This is a genomic window from Pseudomonas corrugata (assembly GCF_050920615.1).
Classification (GTDB): domain Bacteria; phylum Pseudomonadota; class Gammaproteobacteria; order Pseudomonadales; family Pseudomonadaceae; genus Aquipseudomonas; species Aquipseudomonas corrugata.
Window position 1 is genome coordinate 1,831,823 of record NZ_CP130434.1, and the last position, 23,413, is coordinate 1,855,235.

Genomic DNA, 23,413 nt, shown 5'->3' on the forward strand with positions numbered 1-23,413 from the left:
GAAGTCAGCTTCTAAGTTGGCAAAAGTTGGCATAACCTGCCAATGATCAAGCAAAAGAAATTGGATAATGCCAAACCATGAAACTCGATGCCTTCGATCGCAAGATCCTCGCCGCGTTGCAACGCGACGGTCGCCTGAGCAATGTGCAATTGGCCGAGGAAATCGGTCTGTCACCTTCACCGTGCCTGCGCCGCCTGCGGATGCTCGAAGAGGCCGGCGTGATTCGCGGCTACCAAGCCATCCTTGACCGCGACGAAGTGGGCCTTGGATTGACGATCTTTGTCGGTATCAAGGTTGAACGGCATAACGATGAACAAGCCGAAGCGTTTTACCAGGCTGTCACGGCATTGCCGGAGGTTATTTCAGCGTTCCTGGTATCGGGAGAGTCGGACTTTCTGCTGCAGGTGGTGGTGCCGGACCTACGGGCGTACGACCGCTTTCTTACGGGGCGACTGCTCAAACTGCCGGGTGTCAGTGATATCCGCAGTAACTTTGCAATTCATACCGTGAAGACCCCGGGGGCGTTGCCGTTGGGGCATTTGCCTGGTGCCTGAATCATTCAGTCGAGATGTCGGGCCTCGCTTACGCTTGCCTGACGATATCGACCGATATCTCCGTCGCGGCAATCGTGCCTCTGTTTTCAAGCCAGTGTGTGGTGTTCCTGTCCTCTGGCCAACCCACTCCCGGCCCATAGTCCGTGGCAACTCCATTTCGATGGTCAGTGATTGTTCCTTGCAGTATGTAGACGGTGCCGGGCCTGTCTTTATGGTTGTGAAGCGGCCCGAAGACGCCACCAGGTTCGATGGTTACCATGCGCATTCTGAGTTGGCGTCCCTCCATGCCCTCGATCTCTGCACCGAGGTCAACCGTTGCGAGTAATGTCACCGAAACACCTTTTGTCTCAGGTACTGCCAGTTCGTTGTTCATCGTGCTCTCCTCTCTGTACATACACAGCCCGACCAGTAGCTGATACACGAAAAGGTGTGCTCACATGCATTGATGATAGGTCTATAAATATGCCGGCGCCAAAGTGTGCCTAGCGGCTACTCTGGTCTTCCAGACAATCCCTTGTGGAGCAGCGCAATGTTCAAGAACTTGAGTGGTCAGGTCGCATTGGTCAGTGGCACCGGCAGCGAACATGGAATTGGCCTGGCCATCGCGCGGCGGCTTGGGGACGCAGGTGCAAGGTTGATCATCACCGGCAGCAGTGACCGCATCCATGATCGAGTCGCGCAGTTGGGCGCGGCAGGTTATGAGGTGCAAGGACGCACTGCCGATCTTACTCAGCCGGCTCAGGTCGACGAATTGGTGATCTGGGCTGAATCGCTATGGGGGCGAATCGACATACTCGTGAACAACGCCGGTATGGCGATTCAGGGTGACGCTGAAACGTTCTCTGAAGTGGCCACTATGAGCGTCGAGACGTGGAACACCGCGATTGCCCGTAATCTGACCACTGCATTTTTGCTGACCCGCGCGGTGTTGCCGGAGATGCAGAATCGTCGTTACGGACGCATCGTGCAGATCAGTTCGACGACCGGTACCCGTGTCAGCAACCCTGGCGAGGCCGCATATGCGGCGGCGAAAGCGGGAATGGTGGGTATGAACATGAGCCTGGCGCTGGAAGTCGCGCCATACGGTATCACCGTGAACGCTGTTGCTCCCGGTTGGATCGCGACGCAGTCCAGCACAGCGGAGGAAATGAGCGCAGCGCAGTACGTTCCCGTCGGGCGTGCCGGTAGACCGGATGAAGTCGCTGCGGCGGTGGCTTTTCTGGCTTCCCCGGAGTCCAGCTACATTACCGGTGAGGTTCTCGTGGTGGATGGGGGCAACTGCCTCTCCGAGAATAAAAGCCCCAGGGTCGACGTCCCAGGCTTCGGAAAGTTTTAGCCAAGGGAGTGCATCGCTATTGGATTAGGACGCGTTGCAATTCCCCAAATTCAAGACCAAAAAAAACCGGCCATCCAGTGCCGGTTTTTTTATCCCCCGTCAAAACCACCACGACGCGAGACCCGAATTCGATTGGAGCGGGTGAAGGGAATCGAACCCTCGTTATCAGCTTGGGAAGCTGGAGTAATGCCATTATACGACACCCGCTCAGAGCGGCTGACTTTGTACCAGATGTGGGCGCGGATTTGAAGTTTTTCTTTGCCTGCGGTGAGGTTCCCGGTCCACCCAAGCCTCAAACCAGAGCGGTCATTCGCGAGCAAGCCCCATTGTCGAGGGGACGGGGCTTGCTCGCGAGGACGCGGTTTCAGATTGCCAGTGCATGGTAGCCCTGCACCTGGCTGTAGCGTGGTCGGCTTTCGTGGTGGCCCGGCTTGAGGAAGCCCAGCAAGGCGTTGCGGCTATCCCGGAAGGCGGCCTTGTGTTCCATGTCCAGGAAGTGCCCGGTGGCTTGCAGCGTGCTGAACGTACTGTGTTGCACATAGTCGGCGAACAGCCTGGCATCGGCGGCCGAGGTGTACTCGTCCCATTCACCGTTCAGGAACAGCACCGGCACGTTGATGTTTTTCGCCGCCCTTGCGTAGCAGCACAGGTCGCTCTGGAGCACTTCGCTGATGTGGAAATGCATCTGCCCATACTCATGCTCGGCCAGGCTGCTGACATGGCGATGGTTGAAGCGCTTGAACAGCGGCGGCAGATGTTTGCCGATGGTGCTGTTGACCAGATGCCCCACGCGGTCGCCGTCCAGGTTGCCCAGGTAATCGACGCCACGCTCGAGGTAGTCGCGCATCGGCGCGTTGAGAACCGGTGAGAATGAGCTGATCACTGCTTTTTCAATGCGCCGTGGACGGTGGGACAGCGCGGTCAACGTGGCGGCACCACCCCATGAGAATGACAGCACGTGTTCGGCGGCGAAATGGTCGATCAGCTCCAGCAGGATCTGGCCCTCGACCTCCTTCGTCAGCATCTTCTCGTGCCGGTTGTGGGGCTTGGACTTGCCCGCGTAGGGCTGGTCATACAGCACGACGTTGAATTGCGGATGAAGGTTCTTGACGGTCTGTGCAAACGACGCGGTAGTGGCCAGCGAGCCGTTGACCAGAATGATGGTCTTTTGTGCGGCGTCTGCGCGATAGAACTCCGTGTAAACCCGATACTGACCTTGTATATCCAGCACAGCGATTTCTGGCCTCATGTCATAGACTCCTGGCAAGCGGGTATGCGCGCAATGAGATTGCACGGGCAATGTGACAGGTAGGCATTCGCCTGGAAGATCAGGCCCAGGTCGATCCAATGGAACCGGTCGACGGGTATTGTTATTAGGCGGGCAGTCTGTCGGCGGGCAAGGCGGAACCAGAGGGTTCTGGCCGACAAAAAGTTTCTTAGAGGTATGGGGTGACTCATCGGTCACATTTCGGCCGACGGTTTGATTCAAGCAGGGGGACGGCCGTTGCGCAAGTGTCCTTTTGAAAATTGTTCGACACTTCTGCCCGGCGGTCATCGGCTCAGATCAGGCAGACCTCTTCTGGGGTCAAGGCGCGGTATTGGCCCTGCTCGAGATCTGCATCCAGCGAAAGCGGCCCCATGCGTTCGCGGTGCAGGCGCAGCACTTTGTTGTCGAAGTGGCCGAACATGCGCTTGATCTGGTGGTAGCGTCCTTCGACGATGCTCAGCCGCGCCGAGTTCGGACCCAGCAGCGTCAGCTCCGCCGGCTGGGTGGTGAGGTCTTCGAAGGCAAAGTACAAGCCACGGGCGAAGGTGACGGCATAGTCGGCAGTGATGGTCTGCTCGGTCTCGACGTAGTAGACCTTTGGCAGCTTCGTTTGCGGCTGGGTCAGGCGTCGCGACCAACTGCCGTCATTGGTGATCAGCATCAGCCCGGTGGTGTTGAAATCCAGGCGCCCGGCGATGTGCAGGTCGTCCTTGTCCGGTTCGTTCAGCCAATCGAGCACGGTGGGATGCTGCGGATCGCGCGTGGCACTGACGCAGCCAGCAGGTTTATGCAACATGAAATATCGCGCCGCTCGGCCTGCCTGCAGCAGTTCGTCGTCGACTTCTACGCGGCTGAACTCGCGGACCTGGGCGTGCGGGTCGCTGATCACCTGTCCGTCGATGCGCACCCGGCGCGCCACCAACAACAACCGGACCTGTTGGCGATTGAAGCGCGGCAGATTGCTGAGGAAACGGTCGACACGCATGGGGCAATTCAGGCCAGGGAGCGGAGGGCGGGAATCTTACGCGATCGGCGGCTGCTTGGCGCGCAATTGGCTTTCGACCTGGGCACAGCGCGGGCACAGGCAGGATTGATCGCGCAGCTCGACCGGCAGTGCCTCGAGCACGGCCGGGTCGATACTCACGCCGTAACACCAGCAGGTTCGGTCGGCTGTTTTCGGGTTGGCCAGGGTGCAGTCATTGGCGCCGCCGCAGGCAGGGCACAGGTCGGGTTTATTCATAACTGGAGTGAGGCATCTCAACGCAGGTTCGGTTGCTTCCGGTCTGTCGGGCACGTTGCAGCGCATGATCGGTCCGCGACAGCAGGCTGTGCAAGGTGTCATTCTCTTGCAAGGTGGTGAGGCCGATGCTGATGGTCGCCAACAGTTGCTTGCCACTGCAGAAATAGCGCTGCTTCTCGATGTGCTGACGAATCTTTTCGGCGATTTTCAGACCTGTCTGTCCGTCGGTGTCCTTGAGCAGGACGACAAAGGTGTCGGTACTCCAGCGACACACGATGTCCGAATGCCGCAGGCTATCGCTCAGGTCGCGGGCAAATCCGCTCAGCAGCTGGTCGCTGACGATGTGACCGTGGGTGGTGTCCAGCCGTTTGAAGTCGTCCAGCTCCATCAGCAGCGCCGTCAAGGGTTTGGGCTCGCGCTGGGCTTCGTGCAGGGCTTGCACGGCCAGTAGGTCGAAGCCACGACGGTTTGGCAATTCGGTCAGGCTGTCGAGCGTTGCCTGGGCGTCGATGCGGCGTTGATAGCCGCTGATGATCCGACATAGCACCGCCAGTACCACTAGCGTTACCAGCAGGCCAATCACAAGATTCAGGTACAGGACCTTCAGCAGGTGGTCCCGTATCGAGGTGTGGGCGACGTAATAGCCCAGCAGCGAAATCACCAGAAAGCCCGTCCCCAACAGTATCGCCAGTGTCAGGAGCGGTTTGCGTTGGGAATACAACGGCGAACGGGGCGGCATGGCGATTCCCTGAGCTGCGATCGGATGGATTCAGTTTAGTGGCTTGTAGGAGATGGCGACGGGATTTGTGGCGGACGCACTGTGGCGGGGGGGGGCGAAACGGGCAAAACGCTACATGTTTCAACTTATTGCGAAATCGCACCAGATTCCGTTTTTGTTGTCAGATTAATCGACAGTGCCGAAAGGCGGCTGCCGCCCATCAGCGTCGCTGATGTGGCCCATCCGCGGTCCAGGAGGCCGCCATGTATCGACGACTGCTGCTCATTGCGTTTCTCGGTTTGACTCTTTCGGCCTGCGTGCCTTACTACGACGGAGACTCGAGCTATTACCGTTCCGAGGTCTATACCTCACCAGCGCCGGTCTATTACGGTGGTGGGAGCTACTACTCGGCGCCGCGCTACTATTCGGCACCCAGGTATTACCAACCGGCGCCACACTACTATTCGGCACCGCGCTACTATCAACCCGGCCCTCACTACTATTCACCGCCGCGGGCGGCCTATCGGTCTTATCCGAGTCGGGGCGGCTGGGACGGCCGTGACCGGGGTGGTTGGGATGATAATCGGCGTGGCGGGCATGATCGGCGCGGTCGGGGCGATCATGATGGACGGGACAGTCACCGCTGATCTTCAGATTATTGAAAGCGGCGCATCGAGCGCCGTTTTTTTTGCCTGCAACAAAACCTGTGGGAGCGAGCCTGCTCGCGAAAGCGTCGGGTCAGTGACATTAAAGTTGGCTGATACGCCGCTATCGCGAGCAGGCTCGCTCCCACCCGGTTTCGCTCGGGACTTCTACTCATTGGCCAGATCCGCAAGCGGATGCCGCCCCTCCCAGGCTTTGTGGAAATGCGCCTCCACCGCCGCTTCAGGCACATGGTTGATGTCCGGCCAGTGCCAGTGGGGTTTCTGGTCCTTGTCGATCAACCGGGCCCGCACGCCTTCGCTGAATTCAGGATGTCGGCAGCAATTGAGACTCAGTGTGTATTCCATGCGAAACACGCTGGCCAAGGACAAGTGCCGTGCCCGGGCGATCTGCTCCCAGACCAGATGAGCGGTCAGCGGTGAGCCTTCGGTCATGGTCCTGGCGGCCCGGGCGATCAGCGGATCCGGATGATCCACCAGCAGGCTGAGGGCCTTCCAGGCGCAGCGCACGTCGCTGACATCCAGCCATTCGTCGATTTGCTGTCGACGTGGCAACCATTGGGCTTCGGGTAACCGGTCGAGGGCTTCGCGCTGCAAGGCCTTGAGCAGACTGTTGAGTTGCATGTCGGTCTGTTCCTGCCAGTTGAGCTGCAGCAGGCCTTCGATCAAGTCGTCCTGTTGCTCGTCCAGCAAGAATCGGTCGGCCAGGCCCAGGTCGATGGCATCCCGGGCGTTCATGTGGGCGCCGGTCAGCCCAAGAAACAGCCCGAGCTTGCCCGGCAGACGCGACAGGAACCAACTGGCGCCGACATCCGGGTATAAACCAATGCTGATCTCCGGCATCGCCAGGCGACTGCTCGGTGTGACGATCCGGGTGCTTGCGCCCTGCAACAGGCCCATGCCGCCGCCGAGCACATAGCCGTGCCCCCAGCACAGCAAAGGCTTGGGATAAGTGTGCAAGTTGAAGTCCAGGCGATATTCCGCTGCAAAGAACTGCGCCGCCAACGGCGGTACTTCGCCGGGATGGGCGCGGCAGGCTTCCACCAGGCTGCGAACTTCGCCGCCCGCGCAGAAGGCCTTGGCGCCGTTGCCACGCAGTAATACACAAACGATTTGCGGTTCCCGGGCCCAGGCATCAAGACGATCGCGCAGCGCGTTGATCATCGGCAAGGACAGGGCGTTCAAGGATTTTTCGGCGTCCAGGGTAGCGATGCCGATACGGGCCCCAGTGATGCCCGTGAGCTCTTCGAAGTGCAGATTCATCGTGACCTCGATCAGAAATTGAATATTCAGTATGAACGCTGCGTGGGAAAGTGCCGGTTCTGCGTCAGATCAATTGACAAGCCATGTAGGCTTTCCTAGGGTGCGCCCATTGTTTTTACCGGGTGCAATCATGACTGCTGACGAACGTATCAAACTCGAACCGAGCTGGAAGCAGGCGCTACGTGCCGAGTTCGACCAGCCCTACATGGCAGAGTTGCGCGAGTTCCTGCGCCAGGAGTACGCCGCCGGCAAGGAGATCTATCCGCCGGCTTCGTTGATTTTCAATGCCCTCAATTCCACGCCTCTGGACAAGGTCAAGGTCGTGATCCTGGGGCAAGACCCGTATCACGGTCCGGGCCAGGCCCACGGCCTGTGTTTTTCGGTGCAGCCGGGCGTACCGGCGCCACCATCACTCGTGAATATCTTCAAGGAACTGAAGCGCGACCTGAACATCGACATCCCCAACCATGGCTACCTGCAAAGCTGGGCCGACCAGGGCGTGCTGCTGCTCAATACCACCATGACCGTGGAGCGCGCCAATGCCAACGCCCATGCGGGCAAGGGCTGGCAACATTTTACCGACCGGGTCATCGAAGTGGTCAGTGCGCATCAGCCGCATCTGGTGTTCCTGCTATGGGGCGCCCATGCCCAGAGCAAGCAGAAACTGATCGACGCCACCAAGCACCTGGTGCTGACCTCAGTCCATCCGTCCCCGTTGTCGGCTTATCGTGGTTTCCTGGGATGCGGGCATTTTGGCCGGACGAACAAGTTTCTCGAACAGCACGGCGAGACGCCGATCGATTGGCGGTTGCCGCCAGTTTAAGTGTTCGACAGTGCGGGCCTCATCGCGAGCAGGCTCGCTCCCACAGAGGATGTGCGGCGCTGGCACAGATCAATGTGCGAGCCTGCTCGCGAAAAGGGCGACACGAATGATCAGTCGGGACCCGGTCGTCGCATCCAATACCTGAACAACGGCTCCGCCAGAAACAGCACGAACAGCAGCCGCATCACCTGCAATGCCGTCACCAGCGGTACCGACAATTGCAGCGTCTCTGCCGTCAGGCTCATTTCCGCGATGCCGCCGGGCATCATGCCGAGGGTCAGTGAGCGCAGGTCCAGGCGGGTCAGGGTGCTCAGGCCCAGGGCCGCCAGGGTGGCGATCAGCATCGTCAACACCGTGCCAATCAGGGTACGCCCCATGAACGACGGAGCTCGTCGAAAGAACTGCCGGTTGAAATGACAACCCAGGCCGCTGCCGATCAGCCACTGGCCAATCTGGCTGCCGCCGTTGGGCAGGCCGATGTGCAGGTCCCAGCCGATACTGACCGCCGCACTCACCAGCAGCGGCCCGAACAGCCATGGGTTGGGTTGACGCAGGCGTTCCCAGACCCAGGCGAGCAGGGCGCCCGCCGGGAACAACAGCGCCAGCCACAGCCAATCCACGGTGGTGGCGTGCTGCACCGGTGCGCCTTCGCCCAACAGGTATTTGAAGGCAGCAGGCACGCACAGCACCACCACCAGGACTCGCAAGCTCTGGCCCGCGGCGACGCGGCTCAGGTCCGCACCATTGCGCGAGCCAAGATTGACCATTTCGCCGGAACCGCCCGGCATGCTGGAGAAAAAAGCCGTGGCGCGGTCTTCGCCGGTGCGGCGCATCAGCCACACACTCACCACGCTGGACACGCTGGTGATCAGTGCGCCGAAGAAGATCAGGCCAAAGTGGTTCAGGACCTGTTCCATCACCACCGGGGTGAAATGCAGGCCAATACCGATGCCCACTACCCATTGGCCGCATTTGCGGCCCCCGGGGATTTCCATCAACTGCCACGGAGTCAGGCAGCGCACCAGGATGATCGCCAGCAACGAGCCGACCATCCAGGGCAAAGGCCAGCCGATCAGGCTGGCCAGGTAACCGCCGGCCAAGCCGACCAGCGGTGTTCCCCACCATTGTCTGAAGGTCGCTTCAGGCATCGGCCACGGCGCGTCGTTGGGCGCTGCGGCGACGCCAGATCCGCAGCAGTGGCATTAACAGCATGATCGCCGTCAGGATCCAGCAGCCGAGAGTGATCGGGCTCGACCAGAGGATTTCCAATGCACCGTTGGAAATCGACAGCGCACGCCGCAGGTTTTGCTCCATCAGACCGCCGAGGATGAAGCCCAGCAGCACAGGCGACAGGGGGAAGTCCAGCTTGCGCAGGATGTAGCCGAAGATGCCGATGCCGATCATCAGGAACAGGTCGAACGTGGTGGCGTGAACCGCGTAGACACCGATGCCGGTGATGATGGCGATGACCGGCACCAGTGCCCAGTTAGGCACTGCCAGGATGCGGGTGAACACGCGGATCATCGGGATGTTGAGGACCACCAGCATAATGTTGGCAACGAACAACGACGCGATCAGACCCCAGACGATGTCCGGCTGTTGCTGGAACAACAGTGGGCCCGGAGTGATGTTGTACAGCGACAGCGCGCCGATCATCACCGCCGTGGTGCCCGAGCCGGGAACGCCGAGCGTCAGCATCGGCACCAGCGCACCGCAGGCTGCGCCGCCGATGGCGGTTTCCGGGGCAGCGAGGCCGCGCTTGTCGCCCTGGCCGAAGGTGCCGCTGGTGCCGGCGATGCGTTTTTCAGTCATGTAGGCCACGGCACTGGCCAGCGTTGCACCGGCGCCTGGCAGCACGCCCATGATGAAACCAAGCACGCCGCAACGCAGGTTCACGACGAACACCGACGAGGCTTCCTTGAAGTTGAACATCATCCGTCCGGTGGCTTTCACCGCCTCCTGGCCGTGATGGGTTTTTTCCAGCATCAGCAGGATTTCGCTGATAGAGAACAGACCCAATACCAGCACGACGAACTGGATGCCGTCGGCCAGGTGGACGCTGTCACCGGTGAAGCGGTACACGCCGCTGTTGGCGTCGATTCCGACAGAAGACAGGAACAGACCGATCAACGCCGCGATGAACGTCTTGAGCGGTCGGTCGCCCGCCATGCCGCCGAGGCAGACGATGGCGAACACCATCAGGACGAAATATTCCGCCGGTCCAAAGGCAATCGCCCATTTGGCCAGCAGCGGGGCGAACAGCACCATGCCGCATGTGGCAATGAATGCACCGATGAACGAACTCCACGCCGACAGCGACAACGCCACACCGGCCAGGCCCTGGCGGGCCATCGGATAGCCATCGAGGGTCGTCATCACGGTGGAGGCTTCTCCGGGGATGTTGAGCAGGATCGAGCTGATGCGCCCGCCATATTCGCAACCCAGGTACACCGCCGCCAGCAGGATCAGTGCCGATTCCGGCGGCAGGCCCAGGGCAAACGCAATCGGGATCAGCAGCGCCACGCCGTTGATCGGGCCCAGGCCGGGCAGCAGGCCGACCACGGTGCCGATCAGAGTGCCGGTCAGCGCGGTGACGAGGTTGTAAGGCGTCAGTGCGACACCGAAACCCTGGCCGAGATAATTCAGGGTATCCATATCAATTCTCCAGGACGTCGAGCAGGCCCAGGGGCAGCGGCACGTCCATCAGCTTGTCGAACAACAGATAAAGACCGATGGCCATCAGGCTGATGATCACCACGCTCGGCACCCAGCGGCCGCCATACAGGCGAGCCATCGGCACCCCGATCAGGATGCTGGAGAGGATGAAGCCCAAGGGCTCGAAGGTTCCGGCGAATACCAGTAACAGCACCACGCAGATGCCGATCTTTTGCAGGGTTTCACGGTCCAGTTGCGGTTCGTCTTCGCTGTGCACGATGGGAACAGGACGGAACACCATGTACAGCAGTGCCAGGCCCATCAGTCCCAGCATCAGCAAGGGAAAGGCACGAGGGCCGACTGGTTCGTAGGAAAAAGCGGCCTGGTACGGCCAGGCCATCAGCGCGAGGCCAATACAGACCAGCAACAGCACCGCGGCAAAAATACGTTGGAGGGTGAGCATGACTAACTCCTGGGCAGCGCCGGGGGAGCCGGTGCCGCCGCGAGAACAGAGACGGTTACTGGATCAGGCCGAACTCTTTGGCCAGCACCTTGTAATCGGCCACTTGCTTCTTCACGTAGGTGTCCAGTTCCGGGCCGGTCATGGCGAACGGGAACAGTTCGCGCTGGTCACGCAACTTGGCAAACTCTTCGGAAGCCAGCAGCTTGTCGAACGCGTCTTTCCACCAGGCGTAGTCCTCGTCACTCACCTTCGGCCCGAGGTAGAAGCCGCGCACCACCGGCCACAGGATGTCGTAGCCTTGCTCGCGAGCGGTGGGGATATCTTTCATTTCAGGCTCGTCCAGGCGCTTCTCGGAGAACACTGCCAGCAGGCGCATGTCACCGCTCATGATGTGGGGCATGGAGTCGGAAATGTCCGTACTGCCCACCTGGATGTGACCGCCAAGCAGGGCGGTGGCGATTTCACCGCCGCCTTCGAGCGCCACGTAGCGCAGTTTGCGTGGGTCGATACCGGCGGCCTTGGCGACCAGTGCGGTTTGCATCCAGTCCTGGCTGCCGACAGTGCCGCCGGAACCGATGACGACGGATCCAGGATCTTTCTTCAAGGCCTGTACCAGATCGTCGAGGTTCTTGTAGGGCGAATCGCTTTTCACCGCAATGGCGCCGTAGCTGGTGCCCACGGCTGCCAGCCAGCGCACATTGGTTTCGTCGAAACGACCGAACTTGCCCTGTGCCAGGTTCAGCAGTGAACCACTGGACCAGGCCACCAACGTGCCGGCGTCCGCCGGGCGTTGCGCGACCACGGCGTTATAGGCTACCGCGCCGACACCGCCAGGCATGTAGGTGACACGCATCGGTTTGGTCAACAGTTTCTGGTTTACCAGCGCGCTTTGCGCCAGCTTGCAGGTCAGGTCAAAACCACCGCCGGGCGCTGCGGGGGCGATGCACTCCGGGCGTTTCGGTTCGGCGAGCAATTGTCCGGCGAACATCAGGCATCCGACGGCCAGGGCTACTTTACGCAGTGATAGGTTCATTCTCGTCTCCACAGGAGTTGTTGTTGTGTGTTGCAGTCTTTGCGCTGCCGAACCCTTTGGATCAGGCAACAGGTCCATAACAGGAACTTGAATCTATAGCTGACCCACCGGTACATGTCCGGGTATTCGCTGGCGGCACTGGCCACGAGGGGGTGGGTTGGGGCGGGAAAAGCGAGCAGGCATAGGCGCCTGGGGCTGCATGGACAGCATGGGGATACTCCGCTTTATTGTTCTTATGTGAAAACGCATCGGGGCGTTTCTCGTTCGCGATTGTGTAAGGCGATCGGCAGTCGAGACTGTCCGTAACAGGACTCTAATAGCCCAACCTTTCGCTAACCTTTCAAAAGCTTTCAGGATGTTTTTTGGCTTCACAGCAGCGGATGCGGCTGTAAACTTCGCGCCAGTGAATGGCGTCGACCATTCCTGAATCGAGGAAAAACCATGCGTGTTCTGCTCGTCGAAGACCATTTGCAGCTTGCCGAAAGCGTTGCCCAGGCGCTCAAGAGCACCGGTTTGACCGTGGACGTGCTGCATGACGGGGTTGCCGCCGATCTGGCACTGAGCAGTGAGGAATACGCGGTTGCGGTACTCGACGTCGGGTTGCCGCGCATGGACGGCTTTGAAGTGCTGGCGCGCTTGCGGGCCCGGGGGAAAACCCTGCCGGTGTTGATGCTGACGGCTCGCAGCGACGTCAAGGACCGGGTGCATGGCCTCAACCTCGGTGCCGACGATTACCTGGCCAAACCTTTCGAACTCACTGAGCTTGAGGCTCGGGTCAAGGCGCTGTTACGGCGTAGCGTACTGGGCGGCGAACGCCAGCAGCGCTGTGGCGGGCTGATCTATGATCTGGATACCCGTCGCTTTACCCTGGACGATGAACTGTTGGCCCTGACGTCCCGCGAGCAAGCCGTGCTGGAGGCGTTGATCGCGCGGCCGGGGCGGGTAATGAGCAAGGAGCAGCTTGCCGCCCAAGTGTTCGGTCTGGACGAGGAAGCCAGTCCTGATGCGATTGAAATATACGTTCACCGCCTGCGCAAGAAACTCGACGGGCATGCCGTGGCGATCGTGACGTTCAGGGGCCTGGGTTATCTGCTGGAAACCCGCGATGCATAAACCCGACAGCCTGCGCTGGCGACTCCTGCGCAACCTGGCGCTGTTGCTGGTGGTGTTGATGCTGGCCAGCGGCCTGAGCGCCTATTGGAACGGTCGTGCAGCGGCGGATACCGCCTATGACCGGACCTTGCTGGCCTCGGCCCGAACCATCGCCGCAGGCTTGTCACAACGCGACGGCAGTCTGAGCGCGGATGTGCCCTACGTAGCCCTGGACACCTTTGCCTACGACAGCGCCGGGCGCATCTATTATCAGGTCAATGACATCAACAAGAAGCTGATCTCCGGCTACGAAAACCTTCCCGGCCCACCGCCCGGCACCCCGCGCACGGACGATTACCCGGCGCTGGCGCGCTTTTACAACGCCCGTTATAAGGGCCAGGATGTGCGGGTAGTCAGTCTGCTCAAGGCCGTGAGCGAGCCGAACATGAACGGCATGGCGGAAATCCGTGTGGCGGAAACCGAAGAGGCGCGCATCAGCATGGCCCGCGGCCTGATGGCCGACACGCTGCTGCGTCTGGGCATGCTGGCGGTGGGCGCCCTGTTGTTGGTGTGGTTCGCGGTCAGCGCGGCGTTGCGTCCGCTGGAGCGCTTGCGTACGGCGGTGGAAGAGCGCCAGTCGGACGATCTACGACCATTGCCACTGGTGGAAGTGCAGCACGAGTTGTGGCCTCTGGTGCGGGCCCTCAACCACTTTACCGAGCGTTTGCGCGGGCAGTTCGAGCGTCAGGCGCAATTTATCGCCGACGCCGCCCATGAACTGCGCACGCCCCTGGCTGCGCTCAAGGCGCGGCTGGAACTTGGGCTGCGCGCCAGCGAACCGGCGATCTGGCGGGAGACCCTGGAAACCGCAGCCCAGGGCACTGATAGGTTGACGCATCTGGCCAACCAATTGTTGTCCATGGCGCGGGTGGAAAACGGTGCGCGGGCCATTGCCGAAGGGGGCGCGCAGTTGCTGGATCTCAGCCAGTTGGCCCGCGAGCTGGGCATGGCCATGGCGCCGCTGGCTCATGCGCGGGGCGTGGCATTGGCCTTGGAAGCCGACGAGCCGGTGTGGCTGCGCGGTGAACCAACGCTGTTGAACGAGTTGTTGAGCAATCTGGTGGATAATGCCTTGGCCCACACGCCCTCGGGTGGCAATGTGATTCTGCGGGTTGCCGCACCGGCGGTACTGGAGGTCGAGGACGACGGCCCCGGCATTCCTTTACACGAGCGCGACCGTGTCTTCGAACGCTTCTACCGGCGCAACCAGCAGGTTGCCGGCTCTGGCCTTGGCTTGGCCATTGTGGGAGAAATCTGTCGCGCCCACCTGGCCCAGATCAGCCTGCATGACGGGGTAGAGGGTGGGTTGAAGGTGCGGGTGAGTTTTATCCCTGGCTCAGACTGATCCTGAGTCGAACCTGGTTGTGGCGAGGGGATTTATCTGTGGCGAGGGGATTTATCCCCGCTGGGGCGCGAAGCGGCCCCCCTGCGTTGTATCAGACAAAACGCGGAGGGCCGCTTCGCAGCCCAGCGGGGATAAATCCCCTCGCCACAGATAATCCCCTCACCACCAGATAAATCCTTTCGCCACAGGTGATCCTCCTGGTCTAGTAAAACATCGACCGCGCCTCTTCGAGATTCGCGCATCGTTCCTTGTCGCTCGGGTCGATGCCCAGTTTCTGGAATGATGGCACCTTGAATACGTCGATTCGGCCAAGGGGATGATCGGTGTCCTTGTAGCAGTACAGCGCAGCGACCTGCACCAGGTCTACGTAGTCAAGTTGCCGGGATTCCCTGGCGAAATCCAGGTAAAGCCCTGGCAATTTCACCAACCTCTCCGGAAACTCCCAGACGCTGAGCAGCTTGTCCCCCAGCACAGGGTGAATCGTTTCGATGACATGGTTGAGGCTGACCGGGTCTGACAGCAGCTCATTATGGTCTTCGGCGTAGGTCAGGATCGGCAGTACGCCGATCTGGTGCACCAACCCTCCCAGCGCTGCCTGGTCGGGCTTGAGCTGCGTATAGGTCCGGCACAACGCATAGCTGACGCCGGCGATCTCCAGGCTTCTACGCCAGACATCGCGCATCTTTTGTTCTACCACCTCGGAGCGCGCGTGGAAAATCTGCTCCATGACCAAGCCGATGGCCAGGTTACTGCTGTAGTTGACGCCCAGTCGGGTGATGGCTGTGTGCAGGTCGGTGACTTCCTGGGTGGCACGCAGCAATGGGCTGTTGACCACTTTTATCAGGCGCGCCGAAAGCGCCGTGTCGCGGCCGATCACCTTGCTCAGGTTGCTGACGCTGATTTCCGGGTCTTCGGCGGCCCGGCGAATCTGCAGGGCCACTTCCGGCAATGTCGGCAGAACCAGGTCATCGTTATCGATGGCCTCTACCAAGTCCCGTTGGACCTTATCCGCCAAATCGCTCATTTCGATTCTCTAGGTATTGCCACAAATGCTGCGATCAGCGCTGGATTTCGCGGTCGCGGTCCAGTTCGTAAGGCAGGTCCAGCAATTTCAGTATCGGGCCTTCCAGGCTACCGAGGTGCACACTGCCCTCATCTGCTGCTTCGGCCTGCAACACCGCCAGCAGTTCAATGTTTTGCTCGGTGTGTGCGGCGATCACCACCTCACCGACGGCGCTCCCGTGGGCGGGGGAGAACAGGGCCGTGCCGGGTTCCGGCAGTTCGCCGGCGTCCAGTTGCAGGCGATACAGGCGTCGCTTGAGCTTGCCCAGGTACTGCATGCGGGCAACGATTTCCTGGCCGGTGTAGCAGCCTTTCTTGAAACTCACGCCGCCGACGGCCTGCAGGTTGAGCATCTGCGGAATAAAAAGCTCGCGTGTGGCAGGCATGACCTGGCCGATGCCTGCGCGGATCTGGCCCAGCAGCCACGAGTTCAGGTCTGTCTCGGTCAAGGTGGCGAGCAGACGGGTTTTCAGTGCGTCGGCCTGTTCGGCAGGAGCCCACAGTTCGACTCGGCCAGGGGACACACGGATGGCAATCATGGATTCGTGGCGGGCCACGCTATCAATATCTTCCGGCAGTGCCAGGCCCAGTTGGTCCAGTGTCGTGTCGGCGTTCTCCAGGCCGAAGCGAACCCAGGCTGTGCTTTCGTCGGTGAGCCTGGATTTGGAAAATACGGCGTATTTCTTCAGGTCCGCCAATTGCGGCTCGAGCAATCCGGTAGCCATTGCCATCAGTACACCGTCGCCTTCGAGCAGGATTCGAAAGCTCGACTGCATCCGGCCCTTCTGGGTGCAGCGGGCACCGAGGCTGGCCCGGCTGTCGCTCAGGTAGTTGAGGTTGCAGGTCAATTGGCCCTGCAGGAATTTGCCGGCGTCCACGCCGCGGACCGCAAGAACGCCTTCGTGGGACAGGGTGCAGAAAAAAGCGGAATCAGCCATGAGTCATCGCAGGGTAAAAAGTCTGGTGGACATCATAAGGGCGCGCCCTTGAAATGGGTAGTTCACAAAGGATCGGTGGTGACTGACCAAAGCCGTCTGTTTCACCGCGGCGGTGCCTGTATACTTGCGCTCTATTTGAGGAGCGCTCCATGGTCGAAGATGTAGAACTGAATCGCCTCTACTGGCACAGCCGCCGCGGCATGCTTGAGCTGGATGTCTTGCTGGTGCCTTTCGTGAAAGAGGTCTACCCCCACCTTAATGAAGTGGACCGTGCCTGCTATGTCCGCCTGCTCGAATGTGAAGACCAGGACATGTTCGGCTGGTTCATGGAGCGCAGCGAATCCGAAGATCCGGAACTGCAGCGCATGGTCCGGATGATCCTGGACCGTGTCCAACCGAAGTAATCGCTTCGAATGCCGCTGGCAGGCCTCCGGGCAACTGCTGGCGGCCTATGGCCTGGCCCAGCTCTTCGCACTGGGCTCGTTGCTCCTGATGTCTGTCTCGCCAGGGTTCTCAGGGCTTGGCGTTATGCTGTGCCTGGCCCACGGTGCCTGGACGATACCGCGCCACGTGTTGCTGACTCATCGCCAGGCATTCCGCGGATTGCGTCGGGATGTCAATGGCTGGCAGCTCTGGAGCAAGGCCAGTGGCTGGCAGGCGGTGCAGTTGCGCCCCGACAGCCTGGCACTGCCACTGATCGTGATATTGCGCTTTCGCTTGAAGGGCGAGCGGCGGATCCGCTCGTTGTGCGTGCCCCGCGACGCGCTGGCGCCCGATCTTCATCGGCGCCTGCGGGTGCGGCTCAGGTTCAGTCGGCGTAGGTGGGCGGCACCAGAATAGTGTCCAGTGCCTCGGGCAGCAGATTCGGATAATCGAGGGTGTAATGCAGCCCTCGGCTTTCCTTGCGCTCCATGGCTGAGCGAATCATCAGCTCGGCAACCTGGGCCAGGTTGCGCAATTCGATCAAGTCTCTGCTCACTTTATAATTGCTGTAGAACTCGTCGATCTCATCCAGCAGCAGGCGCACCCGATGCTGGGCCCTTTGCAGGCGCTTGTTGGTACGCACGATACCCACGTAGTCCCACATGAATCGCCGCAGTTCATCCCAGTTGTGGGCGATGATCACATCTTCGTCCGAGTCGGTGACCTGGCTGGCGTCCCACGAGGGCAGGGCGGCCGGGATAGCAATCTGTGGCAACTGTTCGAGAATGTCCGCCGCGGCCGAGCGGGCATAGACAAAGCACTCGAGCAGTGAATTGCTGGCCATGCGGTTGGCACCATGAAGACCCGTGAAGCTGGTTTCGCCAATGGCGTACAAGCCCGGAACGTCGGTGCGGCCCTGCTGGTCGACCATCACGCCGCCGCAGGTGTAATGCGCTGCCGGTACCACCGGGATCGGCTGTTTGGTGATATCGATGGAGAATTCCAGGCAGCGTTCGTACACCGTCGGGAAATGGCTTTTGATGAACGCCTCGGGTTTATGGCTTATATCCAGGTAAACACAGTCGATACCCAGGCGCTTCATTTCATGATCGATGGCCCGGGCGACGATGTCCCGCGGTGCCAGCTCGGCGCGCGCGTCGAAGCGCTGCATGAAGCGCTCGCCATTGGGCAGCTTCAAGTGCGCACCTTCGCCGCGCAGGGCCTCGGTGACCAGGAAACTCTTCGCCAGCGGATGATAGAGGCAGGTGGGGTGGAATTGATTGAATTCCAGGTTCGCTACCCGGCATCCCGAGCGCCACGCCATGGCGATACCGTCGCCGCAGGCGCCGTCGGGGTTGCTGGTGTACAGGTAGACTTTGGCTGCGCCACCGGACGCCAGGATCACGAAGCGTGCGCCGTAGGTGTCGACTTCGCCGGTGCCGCGATTAAGCACGTAGGCGCCCAGGCAACGATCGCCGGCCAGGCCCAGGCGTTTTTCGGTGATCAGGTCGACCGCGACTCGCTGTTCCAGCAGCTCGATATTCGGTCGCCGCTGGGCCTGGGCCAGCAGCGTCTTGAAAATCGCTGCGCCGGTGGCATCGGCCGCATGGATGATGCGCCGATGGCTATGGCCGCCTTCCCGGGTCAGGTGGAATTCAAATCCGCCGTCTTCAGTGCCGGACTGCTCGTCGCGGGTAAAAGGTACGCCCTGGTCGATCAGCCACTGGATGGCTTCGCGGCTATGCTCGACAGTGAAGCGCACCGCGTCAGGATTGCACAGGCCGCCACCGGCGTTGAGGGTATCGTCGACATGGGACTCGATGGTGTCGGTGTCATCCAGCACGGCCGCGACGCCGCCCTGTGCCCAGAACGTCGAACCGTTGGCCAGGTCGCCTTTGCTCAGCACTGCAATGCGCAGGTGCTCCGGCAACGTCAGTGCAAGGCTCAATCCGGCGGCACCGCTGCCGATTACCAGAACATCATGTTGGAACTGTAGGCTCATTCGATAGGTTTCCGCTCAAGGCGACCCGGGTCGGGGTTGGCGCAAGGCATCCGCTTCAGCGGAGTCAGGCAGCCACGCAGCCCACTAGTATATAGAGGGGTGGAACGGCACAATAGCCGGGCATTCATGGCAATGTGAGACCAGCGTGACAGAAAAGCGAAGCGCTTCGTCGGATCGCTTTTCTCGCGGACGGAAGACAAGGCCGCTTTTTCGAGGAAAAACGCGGCCGATCACATCATGGTTGCTCAATGTCTGCTTTGAACAATGACTGTAAATAGCGGGAACTTTTGCCGAGCGCCTACGTTCAATAGACGGTTGTCTGCAAAAGGGAGCAGCGTCGGGTTGGTGCAGGATATCGATACGAGTCCTTGCCGACAGGCCCGGCGACAGATTATTCGCGCAGCCGGGGAATCTCGCGCTGCGTTTTTCGTGCGTGCCGGGATCAGAGCGCGCCGGAAACTTGCTTGAAGGGGGAGAACTTTTGCGAAAAGCCCGAGTCTATGTTTGCAAGTCCGGTCAATTAGCCATGCAAGCCTCCTTCGAGCTTATCGAGGAGTGTTCATGCTAACCCAGGAAGAGGATCAGCAGCTGGTCGAACGTGTTCAGCGCGGCGACAAGCGAGCTTTCGATCTGTTAGTGCTGAAATACCAGCACAAAATTCTCGGGTTGATCGTGCGGTTTGTGCACGACACCCATGAAGCCCAGGATGTCGCCCAGGAAGCCTTCATCAAGGCCTACCGCGCACTTGGTAATTTTCGCGGGGACAGCGCGTTTTATACGTGGCTTTACCGCATCGCCATTAACACGGCGAAAAACTATCTGGTTTCACGCGGCCGTCGGCCGCCGGATAGTGATGTAAGTTCCGAAGATGCAGAGTTCTACGATGGCGATCATGGCCTCAAGGATCTCGAATCCCCGGAGCGAGCGTTGCTGCGGGATGAGATCGAGGGCACCGTCCATCGGACCATCCAGCAACTGCCTGAAGATTTGCGTACGGCATTAACTTTACGTGAATTCGACGGTCTGAGTTACGAGGACATTGCGAGCGTCATGCAATGTCCGGTAGGCACCGTGCGCTCCCGGATCTTCCGCGCTCGGGAGGCCATCGATAAAGCCCTGCAACCGTTGTTGCAGGAAAACTAAAGACAGCGGCGACAGCCAAGAGAGGAACGCCATGAGTCGTGAAGCCCTGCAGGAATCGCTGTCCGCAGTGATGGATAACGAAGCGGACGAACTGGAGTTACGTCGGGTATTGAATGCCTTTGACGATGTTGAAACCCGTGAGACCTGGGCTCGTTACCAGATCGCCCGGGCTGTCATGCACAAGGACCTGCTGCTTCCGCGCCTGGACATCGCTGCGGCCGTTTCTGCTGCATTGGCTGACGAAGCCGTACCGGCTAAAGCTTCCCGTAGCCCATGGCGTAGCCTGGGTCGTCTGGCAGTGGCCGCCTCGGTAACTGTCGCCGTTCTGGCCGGTGTACGTCTGTACAACCAGGATGAAATAGCCGGAGTTCAGATGGCCCAGCAGTCCAGCCAGCCAGGCCTGGTCGCTCCACTGGTCAAAGGCCCAGCGGTATTGGCCGGTTACAGCGAAAGCTCGGAAGCCGCCGGTCCCATGGTCAACGGTGTCTTGCAGGGTCAGCCAGGCTGGCACGATCAGCGTCTGCCCAACTACCTGCGTCAGCATGCCCAACAAGCTGCCCTGAAAGGGACTGAAAGCGCATTGCCTTACGCCCGTGCAGCCAGTCTGGAAAACCGTTAAGGATAACCCTTGCGCGCCATACCTCTATTTACGCTGCTGCTGGGTGGCTGGTGTGCTTTCCCAGCGTACGCCGATGAGGCTCAGGACTGGCTGAATCGTATGGGCCAGGCCGAGCTACAGCAAAGTTTCCAAGGCACCTTCGTTTACGAGCGCAACGGTAGTTTTTCTACCCATAACATCTGGCATCGTGTCCAGGATGGCAAAGTGCGCGAGCGGTTGCTGCAGCAGGATGGCTCGGCACAGGAAGTCCTGCGCATTGATGGAAATACTCAGTGTGTCAGTGGCTCCCTGATCTCAGGGGTTGGGAACACCGAGGGCACGGCCCGTGCGCTCGATCCGCAAAAACTCAAGAATTGGTACGACCTTGCCGTCATCGGCAAGTCGCGCGTGGCCGGGCGACCGGCTGTCATCGTTTCCCTGACGCCCAAAGACCAGCATCGTTACGGTTTTGAGCTGCATCTGGACAAAGAGACGGGGCTGCCGCTCAAGTCCCTGCTGCTTAACGACAAGGGGCAGTTGCTCGAACGTTTCCAGTTCACGCGCCTGAGCATTGCCGAGCCGGTGGACAGCGACCTGCAAGCCAGTGCCGAGTGCAAGGCAGTCGTCCGGGACGCCGGTAAGGCTGCTGTGGCGAAGGCCACCTGGCATTCGGATTGGCTCCCCCCCGGCTTCGAGTTGACCAACAGCGCCGTGCGCAAGGATCCGGAGACCGGCGCTCAGGTCAGCAGTCTGATGTACGACGATGGCCTGGCCCGTTTCTCGGTGTTCCTGGAGCCATTGAACGGCGCGACTGTCACCGACACGCGTACCCAGCTTGGCCCGACGGCAGCCGTCTCGCGTCGTCTCACGACACCCCAGGGTGAAATGATGGTGACCGTGGTCGGCGAGATCCCTATTGGTACGGCTGAACGGATTGCGCTTTCGATGCGGTCCGATGCCACGGCGACTCAGTAAAGTGCTGCCGTGGTCGTTCGGTCCTGATCGAATGCCGAAACTTCCTGTCAGCATTTTCATTTGCAAAACTTCTGTTTTTTTTCTATTAGGTCAGAGGTGCTTGGCTCTGTCCTTGCCTGTTTTTCCGGAACGATGACACCGGCGTATCTTTCCACCGGTATTCCTTGTTCCATATCGCTTAACCCTGCTCGTCGTAACGGGAGCTGTATGTCGATACCAAGCTTGAAAACCTATTTCTCCATCCTTGCCACCGTGCTGGTGCTCGGCCAGGCCGTTCCCGCCGTGGCGGACAGCTTGCCTGACTTCACCCAGTTGGTCGAAAACGCCTCGCCTGCAGTGGTGAACATCAGTACCACCCAGAAGCTACCGGATCGCCGCGTCTCGGACCAGCAGATGCCGGATCTGGAAGGGTTGCCCCCCATGCTGCGCGAGTTCTTCGAGCGCGGAATGCCGCAGCAGCCTCGTTCGCCTGGCGGTGGTCGCCAGCGTGAGGCACAGTCCCTGGGCTCGGGTTTCATCATTTCGCCCGACGGCTACATCCTGACCAATAACCATGTGATCGCCGATGCCGACGAAATCCTGGTGCGCCTGGCCGATCGCAGTGAACTCAAGGCCAAGCTGATCGGTACCGACCCGCGTTCCGACGTGGCGTTGCTGAAAATCGACGGGAAGGACCTGCCGGTGCTCAAGCTCGGCAAGTCCCAGGATCTGAAGGCCGGTCAGTGGGTCGTGGCCATCGGCTCGCCGTTCGGATTCGATCACACCGTGACCCAGGGCATCGTCAGTGCCATCGGTCGCAGCCTGCCGAACGAAAACTACGTTCCGTTCATCCAGACCGACGTGCCGATCAATCCGGGCAACTCCGGTGGTCCGTTGTTCAATCTGGCCGGTGAGGTGGTGGGCATCAACTCCCAGATCTACACCCGTTCGGGCGGCTTCATGGGCGTGTCTTTCGCGATTCCGATTGATGTGGCGATGGACGTGTCCAACCAGCTGAAAACCGAAGGCAAGGTCAGTCGCGGCTGGCTGGGTGTGGTCATCCAGGAAGTGAACAAGGACCTGGCCGAGTCGTTCGGGCTGGAGAAACCGGCGGGTGCGCTGGTGGCGCAGATCCAGGATGGTGGGCCGGCTGCCAAGGGTGGCCTGCAGGTCGGTGATGTGATCCTGAAGCTCAATGACCAGCCGATCATCATGTCTGCGGACCTGCCACACCTGGTAGGTGCCCTCAAAGCCGGTGCCAAGGCCAACCTGGAAGTGATTCGCGATGGCAAGCGCAAGAACGTTGAACTGACGGTTGGTGCCATTCCTGAAGAGGGCGCCGAGCTGGAATCGCAACCCAAGTCCGGCGTTGAGCGCAGCAGCAATCGCCTGGGTGTGGCAGTGGTCGAGCTGACGGCCGAGCAGAAGAAAGCTCTGGACCTGCAGGGTGGCGTGGTGATCAAGGAGGTGCAGGACGGTCCTGCCGCCCTGATCGGCTTGCAACCTGGTGACATCATCACGCACCTGAACAACCAGGCTATTGGCTCCACCAAGGAGTTCACCGAGATCGCCCAGGCCTTGCCGAAGAATCGCTCGGTCTCGATGCGGGTTCTGCGTCAGGGGCGTGCGAGCTTTATCACCTTCAAGCTGGCCGAATGATCGGTTAGTGGCTCAATGAAAAACCGCCTCGAGAGAGGCGGTTTTTTTGCGCCCGATGGATGGGGCAATCAATGGCGAGCAGGCCCTCTGTGGGAGCGAGCTTGCTCGCGAAGGGGCCGACAC

The 23,413-nt window shown here is 60.3% G+C and carries 24 protein-coding genes, 1 tRNA gene and 1 pseudogene; 12 read left to right on the top strand and 14 right to left on the bottom strand.

What is annotated here, in order from left to right; all coding sequences use genetic code 11:
* Window positions 1-77 precede the first annotated feature (77 nt).
* On the top strand, window positions 78-554 hold the full coding sequence (locus tag QZH45_RS08295) for an Lrp/AsnC family transcriptional regulator (protein ID WP_024781308.1): 477 nt from the start codon (window positions 78-80) through the stop codon (window positions 552-554).
* A gap of 28 nt (window positions 555-582) precedes the next feature.
* Here QZH45_RS08295 and QZH45_RS08300 read toward each other — a convergent pair whose 3' ends face one another.
* The gene (locus QZH45_RS08300; RefSeq protein ID WP_024781307.1) at window positions 583-927 is read right to left on the bottom strand and encodes a cupin domain-containing protein; all 345 of its coding nucleotides are present in this window, start codon (window positions 925-927) and stop codon (window positions 583-585) included.
* 156 nt (window positions 928-1,083) lie between these two features.
* Between QZH45_RS08300 and QZH45_RS08305 the strand changes: the two genes are divergently transcribed.
* Window positions 1,084-1,890: an SDR family NAD(P)-dependent oxidoreductase gene (locus QZH45_RS08305; protein WP_024781306.1), complete on the top strand. Its 807-nt coding sequence runs from the start codon at window positions 1,084-1,086 to the stop codon at window positions 1,888-1,890.
* 133 nt (window positions 1,891-2,023) lie between these two features.
* On the opposite strand, the gene QZH45_RS08310 is transcribed toward QZH45_RS08305, so the two are convergent.
* The 5 genes and pseudogenes from QZH45_RS08310 to QZH45_RS08330 all read right to left on the bottom strand — a co-directional run.
* A tRNA-Gly gene (locus QZH45_RS08310) sits at window positions 2,024-2,097 on the bottom strand.
* A 157-nt stretch (window positions 2,098-2,254) separates the two neighbouring features.
* Window positions 2,255-3,139: an alpha/beta fold hydrolase gene (locus QZH45_RS08315; protein ID WP_053192982.1), complete on the bottom strand. Its 885-nt coding sequence runs from the start codon at window positions 3,137-3,139 to the stop codon at window positions 2,255-2,257.
* 310 nt (window positions 3,140-3,449) lie between these two features.
* Window positions 3,450-4,142, bottom strand: a complete 693-nt coding sequence (locus QZH45_RS08320; RefSeq protein WP_053192980.1) for a pseudouridine synthase — start codon at window positions 4,140-4,142, stop codon at window positions 3,450-3,452.
* Between the two features lie 36 nt (window positions 4,143-4,178).
* Window positions 4,179-4,397: a cysteine-rich CWC family protein gene (locus QZH45_RS08325; protein WP_055136070.1), complete on the bottom strand. Its 219-nt coding sequence runs from the start codon at window positions 4,395-4,397 to the stop codon at window positions 4,179-4,181.
* Window positions 4,390-4,995, bottom strand: a pseudogene (locus QZH45_RS08330) (GGDEF domain-containing protein); the annotation flags it as partial. The gene QZH45_RS08325 and the pseudogene QZH45_RS08330, both read right to left, overlap by 8 nt.
* A 383-nt stretch (window positions 4,996-5,378) precedes the next feature.
* Here QZH45_RS08330 and QZH45_RS08335 point away from each other — a divergent pair.
* A complete protein-coding gene (locus QZH45_RS08335; protein ID WP_081036876.1) occupies window positions 5,379-5,762 on the top strand; it encodes a hypothetical protein in 384 nt (127 codons plus the stop codon).
* Window positions 5,763-5,927: 165 nt separating this feature from the next.
* On the opposite strand, the gene QZH45_RS08340 is transcribed toward QZH45_RS08335, so the two are convergent.
* The gene (locus QZH45_RS08340; protein ID WP_024781300.1) at window positions 5,928-7,040 is read right to left on the bottom strand and encodes an enoyl-CoA hydratase/isomerase family protein; all 1,113 of its coding nucleotides are present in this window, start codon (window positions 7,038-7,040) and stop codon (window positions 5,928-5,930) included.
* A 130-nt stretch (window positions 7,041-7,170) separates the two neighbouring features.
* On the opposite strand from QZH45_RS08340, the gene ung reads away from it, so the two are divergent.
* Window positions 7,171-7,863: a uracil-DNA glycosylase gene (ung, locus tag QZH45_RS08345; protein ID WP_024781299.1), complete on the top strand. Its 693-nt coding sequence runs from the start codon at window positions 7,171-7,173 to the stop codon at window positions 7,861-7,863.
* Window positions 7,864-7,973: 110 nt separating this feature from the next.
* On the opposite strand, the gene QZH45_RS08350 is transcribed toward ung, so the two are convergent.
* From QZH45_RS08350 to QZH45_RS08365, 4 genes are read right to left on the bottom strand one after another with little or no spacing between them, the layout of a single operon-like run.
* Complete coding sequence (locus tag QZH45_RS08350) at window positions 7,974-9,011, bottom strand: AbrB family transcriptional regulator (protein WP_024781298.1); 1,038 nt, start codon at window positions 9,009-9,011, stop codon at window positions 7,974-7,976.
* Window positions 9,004-10,518, bottom strand: coding sequence for a tripartite tricarboxylate transporter permease (locus tag QZH45_RS08355; RefSeq protein WP_024781297.1), 1,515 nt, complete (start codon window positions 10,516-10,518; stop codon window positions 9,004-9,006). Before QZH45_RS08355 ends, QZH45_RS08350 begins: the two co-directional genes overlap by 8 nt.
* A gap of 1 nt (window position 10,519) precedes the next feature.
* Entirely contained in the window at window positions 10,520-10,981 is a 462-nt protein-coding gene (locus QZH45_RS08360) for a tripartite tricarboxylate transporter TctB family protein (RefSeq protein ID WP_024781296.1), read from the bottom strand.
* A 55-nt stretch (window positions 10,982-11,036) separates the two neighbouring features.
* Window positions 11,037-12,014, bottom strand: coding sequence for a Bug family tripartite tricarboxylate transporter substrate binding protein (locus QZH45_RS08365; RefSeq protein WP_024781295.1), 978 nt, complete (start codon window positions 12,012-12,014; stop codon window positions 11,037-11,039).
* A gap of 441 nt (window positions 12,015-12,455) precedes the next feature.
* On the opposite strand from QZH45_RS08365, the gene QZH45_RS08370 reads away from it, so the two are divergent.
* Both QZH45_RS08370 and QZH45_RS08375 read left to right on the top strand, forming a co-directional pair.
* Complete coding sequence (locus tag QZH45_RS08370; protein WP_024781294.1) at window positions 12,456-13,127, top strand: response regulator; 672 nt, start codon at window positions 12,456-12,458, stop codon at window positions 13,125-13,127.
* Window positions 13,120-14,511, top strand: a complete 1,392-nt coding sequence (locus tag QZH45_RS08375) for a sensor histidine kinase (RefSeq protein WP_024781293.1) — start codon at window positions 13,120-13,122, stop codon at window positions 14,509-14,511. The genes QZH45_RS08370 and QZH45_RS08375 overlap by 8 nt, the downstream gene beginning before the upstream one ends.
* A 202-nt stretch (window positions 14,512-14,713) precedes the next feature.
* Here QZH45_RS08375 and QZH45_RS08380 read toward each other — a convergent pair whose 3' ends face one another.
* Together QZH45_RS08380 and QZH45_RS08385 are read right to left on the bottom strand one after the other, a co-directional pair.
* Complete coding sequence (locus QZH45_RS08380; RefSeq protein WP_024781292.1) at window positions 14,714-15,535, bottom strand: HDOD domain-containing protein; 822 nt, start codon at window positions 15,533-15,535, stop codon at window positions 14,714-14,716.
* A 34-nt stretch (window positions 15,536-15,569) separates the two neighbouring features.
* Window positions 15,570-16,511 carry a YgfZ/GcvT domain-containing protein gene (locus QZH45_RS08385; protein ID WP_024781291.1) on the bottom strand — a complete coding sequence of 314 codons (942 nt, stop codon included), beginning with the start codon at window positions 16,509-16,511 and terminating at the stop codon, window positions 15,570-15,572.
* Between the two features lie 149 nt (window positions 16,512-16,660).
* Here QZH45_RS08385 and QZH45_RS08390 point away from each other — a divergent pair, with 149 nt between their 5' ends.
* Together QZH45_RS08390 and QZH45_RS08395 are read left to right on the top strand one after the other, a co-directional pair.
* Complete coding sequence (locus QZH45_RS08390; protein ID WP_003184348.1) at window positions 16,661-16,915, top strand: succinate dehydrogenase assembly factor 2; 255 nt, start codon at window positions 16,661-16,663, stop codon at window positions 16,913-16,915.
* Window positions 16,899-17,351 carry a protein YgfX gene (locus QZH45_RS08395; protein WP_055136115.1) on the top strand — a complete coding sequence of 151 codons (453 nt, stop codon included), beginning with the start codon at window positions 16,899-16,901 and terminating at the stop codon, window positions 17,349-17,351. The genes QZH45_RS08390 and QZH45_RS08395 overlap by 17 nt, the downstream gene beginning before the upstream one ends.
* Here the strand turns inward: QZH45_RS08395 and nadB are convergent.
* Entirely contained in the window at window positions 17,320-18,936 is a 1,617-nt protein-coding gene (gene nadB / locus QZH45_RS08400) for an L-aspartate oxidase (RefSeq protein ID WP_024781289.1), read from the bottom strand. The two genes, QZH45_RS08395 and nadB, sit on opposite strands and share 32 nt — an antisense overlap.
* A gap of 561 nt (window positions 18,937-19,497) precedes the next feature.
* On the opposite strand from nadB, the gene rpoE reads away from it, so the two are divergent.
* The 4 genes from rpoE to QZH45_RS08420 all read left to right on the top strand — a co-directional run bounded on the left by rpoE (window position 19,498) and on the right by QZH45_RS08420 (window position 23,290).
* Window positions 19,498-20,079 carry an RNA polymerase sigma factor RpoE gene (gene rpoE / locus QZH45_RS08405; RefSeq protein ID WP_003172477.1) on the top strand — a complete coding sequence of 194 codons (582 nt, stop codon included), beginning with the start codon at window positions 19,498-19,500 and terminating at the stop codon, window positions 20,077-20,079.
* Between the two features lie 31 nt (window positions 20,080-20,110).
* A complete protein-coding gene (locus QZH45_RS08410) occupies window positions 20,111-20,698 on the top strand; it encodes a sigma-E factor negative regulatory protein (protein WP_024781288.1) in 588 nt (195 codons plus the stop codon).
* A gap of 9 nt (window positions 20,699-20,707) precedes the next feature.
* A complete protein-coding gene (locus tag QZH45_RS08415; protein WP_024781287.1) occupies window positions 20,708-21,652 on the top strand; it encodes a MucB/RseB C-terminal domain-containing protein in 945 nt (314 codons plus the stop codon).
* 207 nt (window positions 21,653-21,859) lie between these two features.
* Window positions 21,860-23,290: a DegQ family serine endoprotease gene (locus QZH45_RS08420; protein WP_024781286.1), complete on the top strand. Its 1,431-nt coding sequence runs from the start codon at window positions 21,860-21,862 to the stop codon at window positions 23,288-23,290.
* Window positions 23,291-23,413 lie beyond the last annotated feature (123 nt).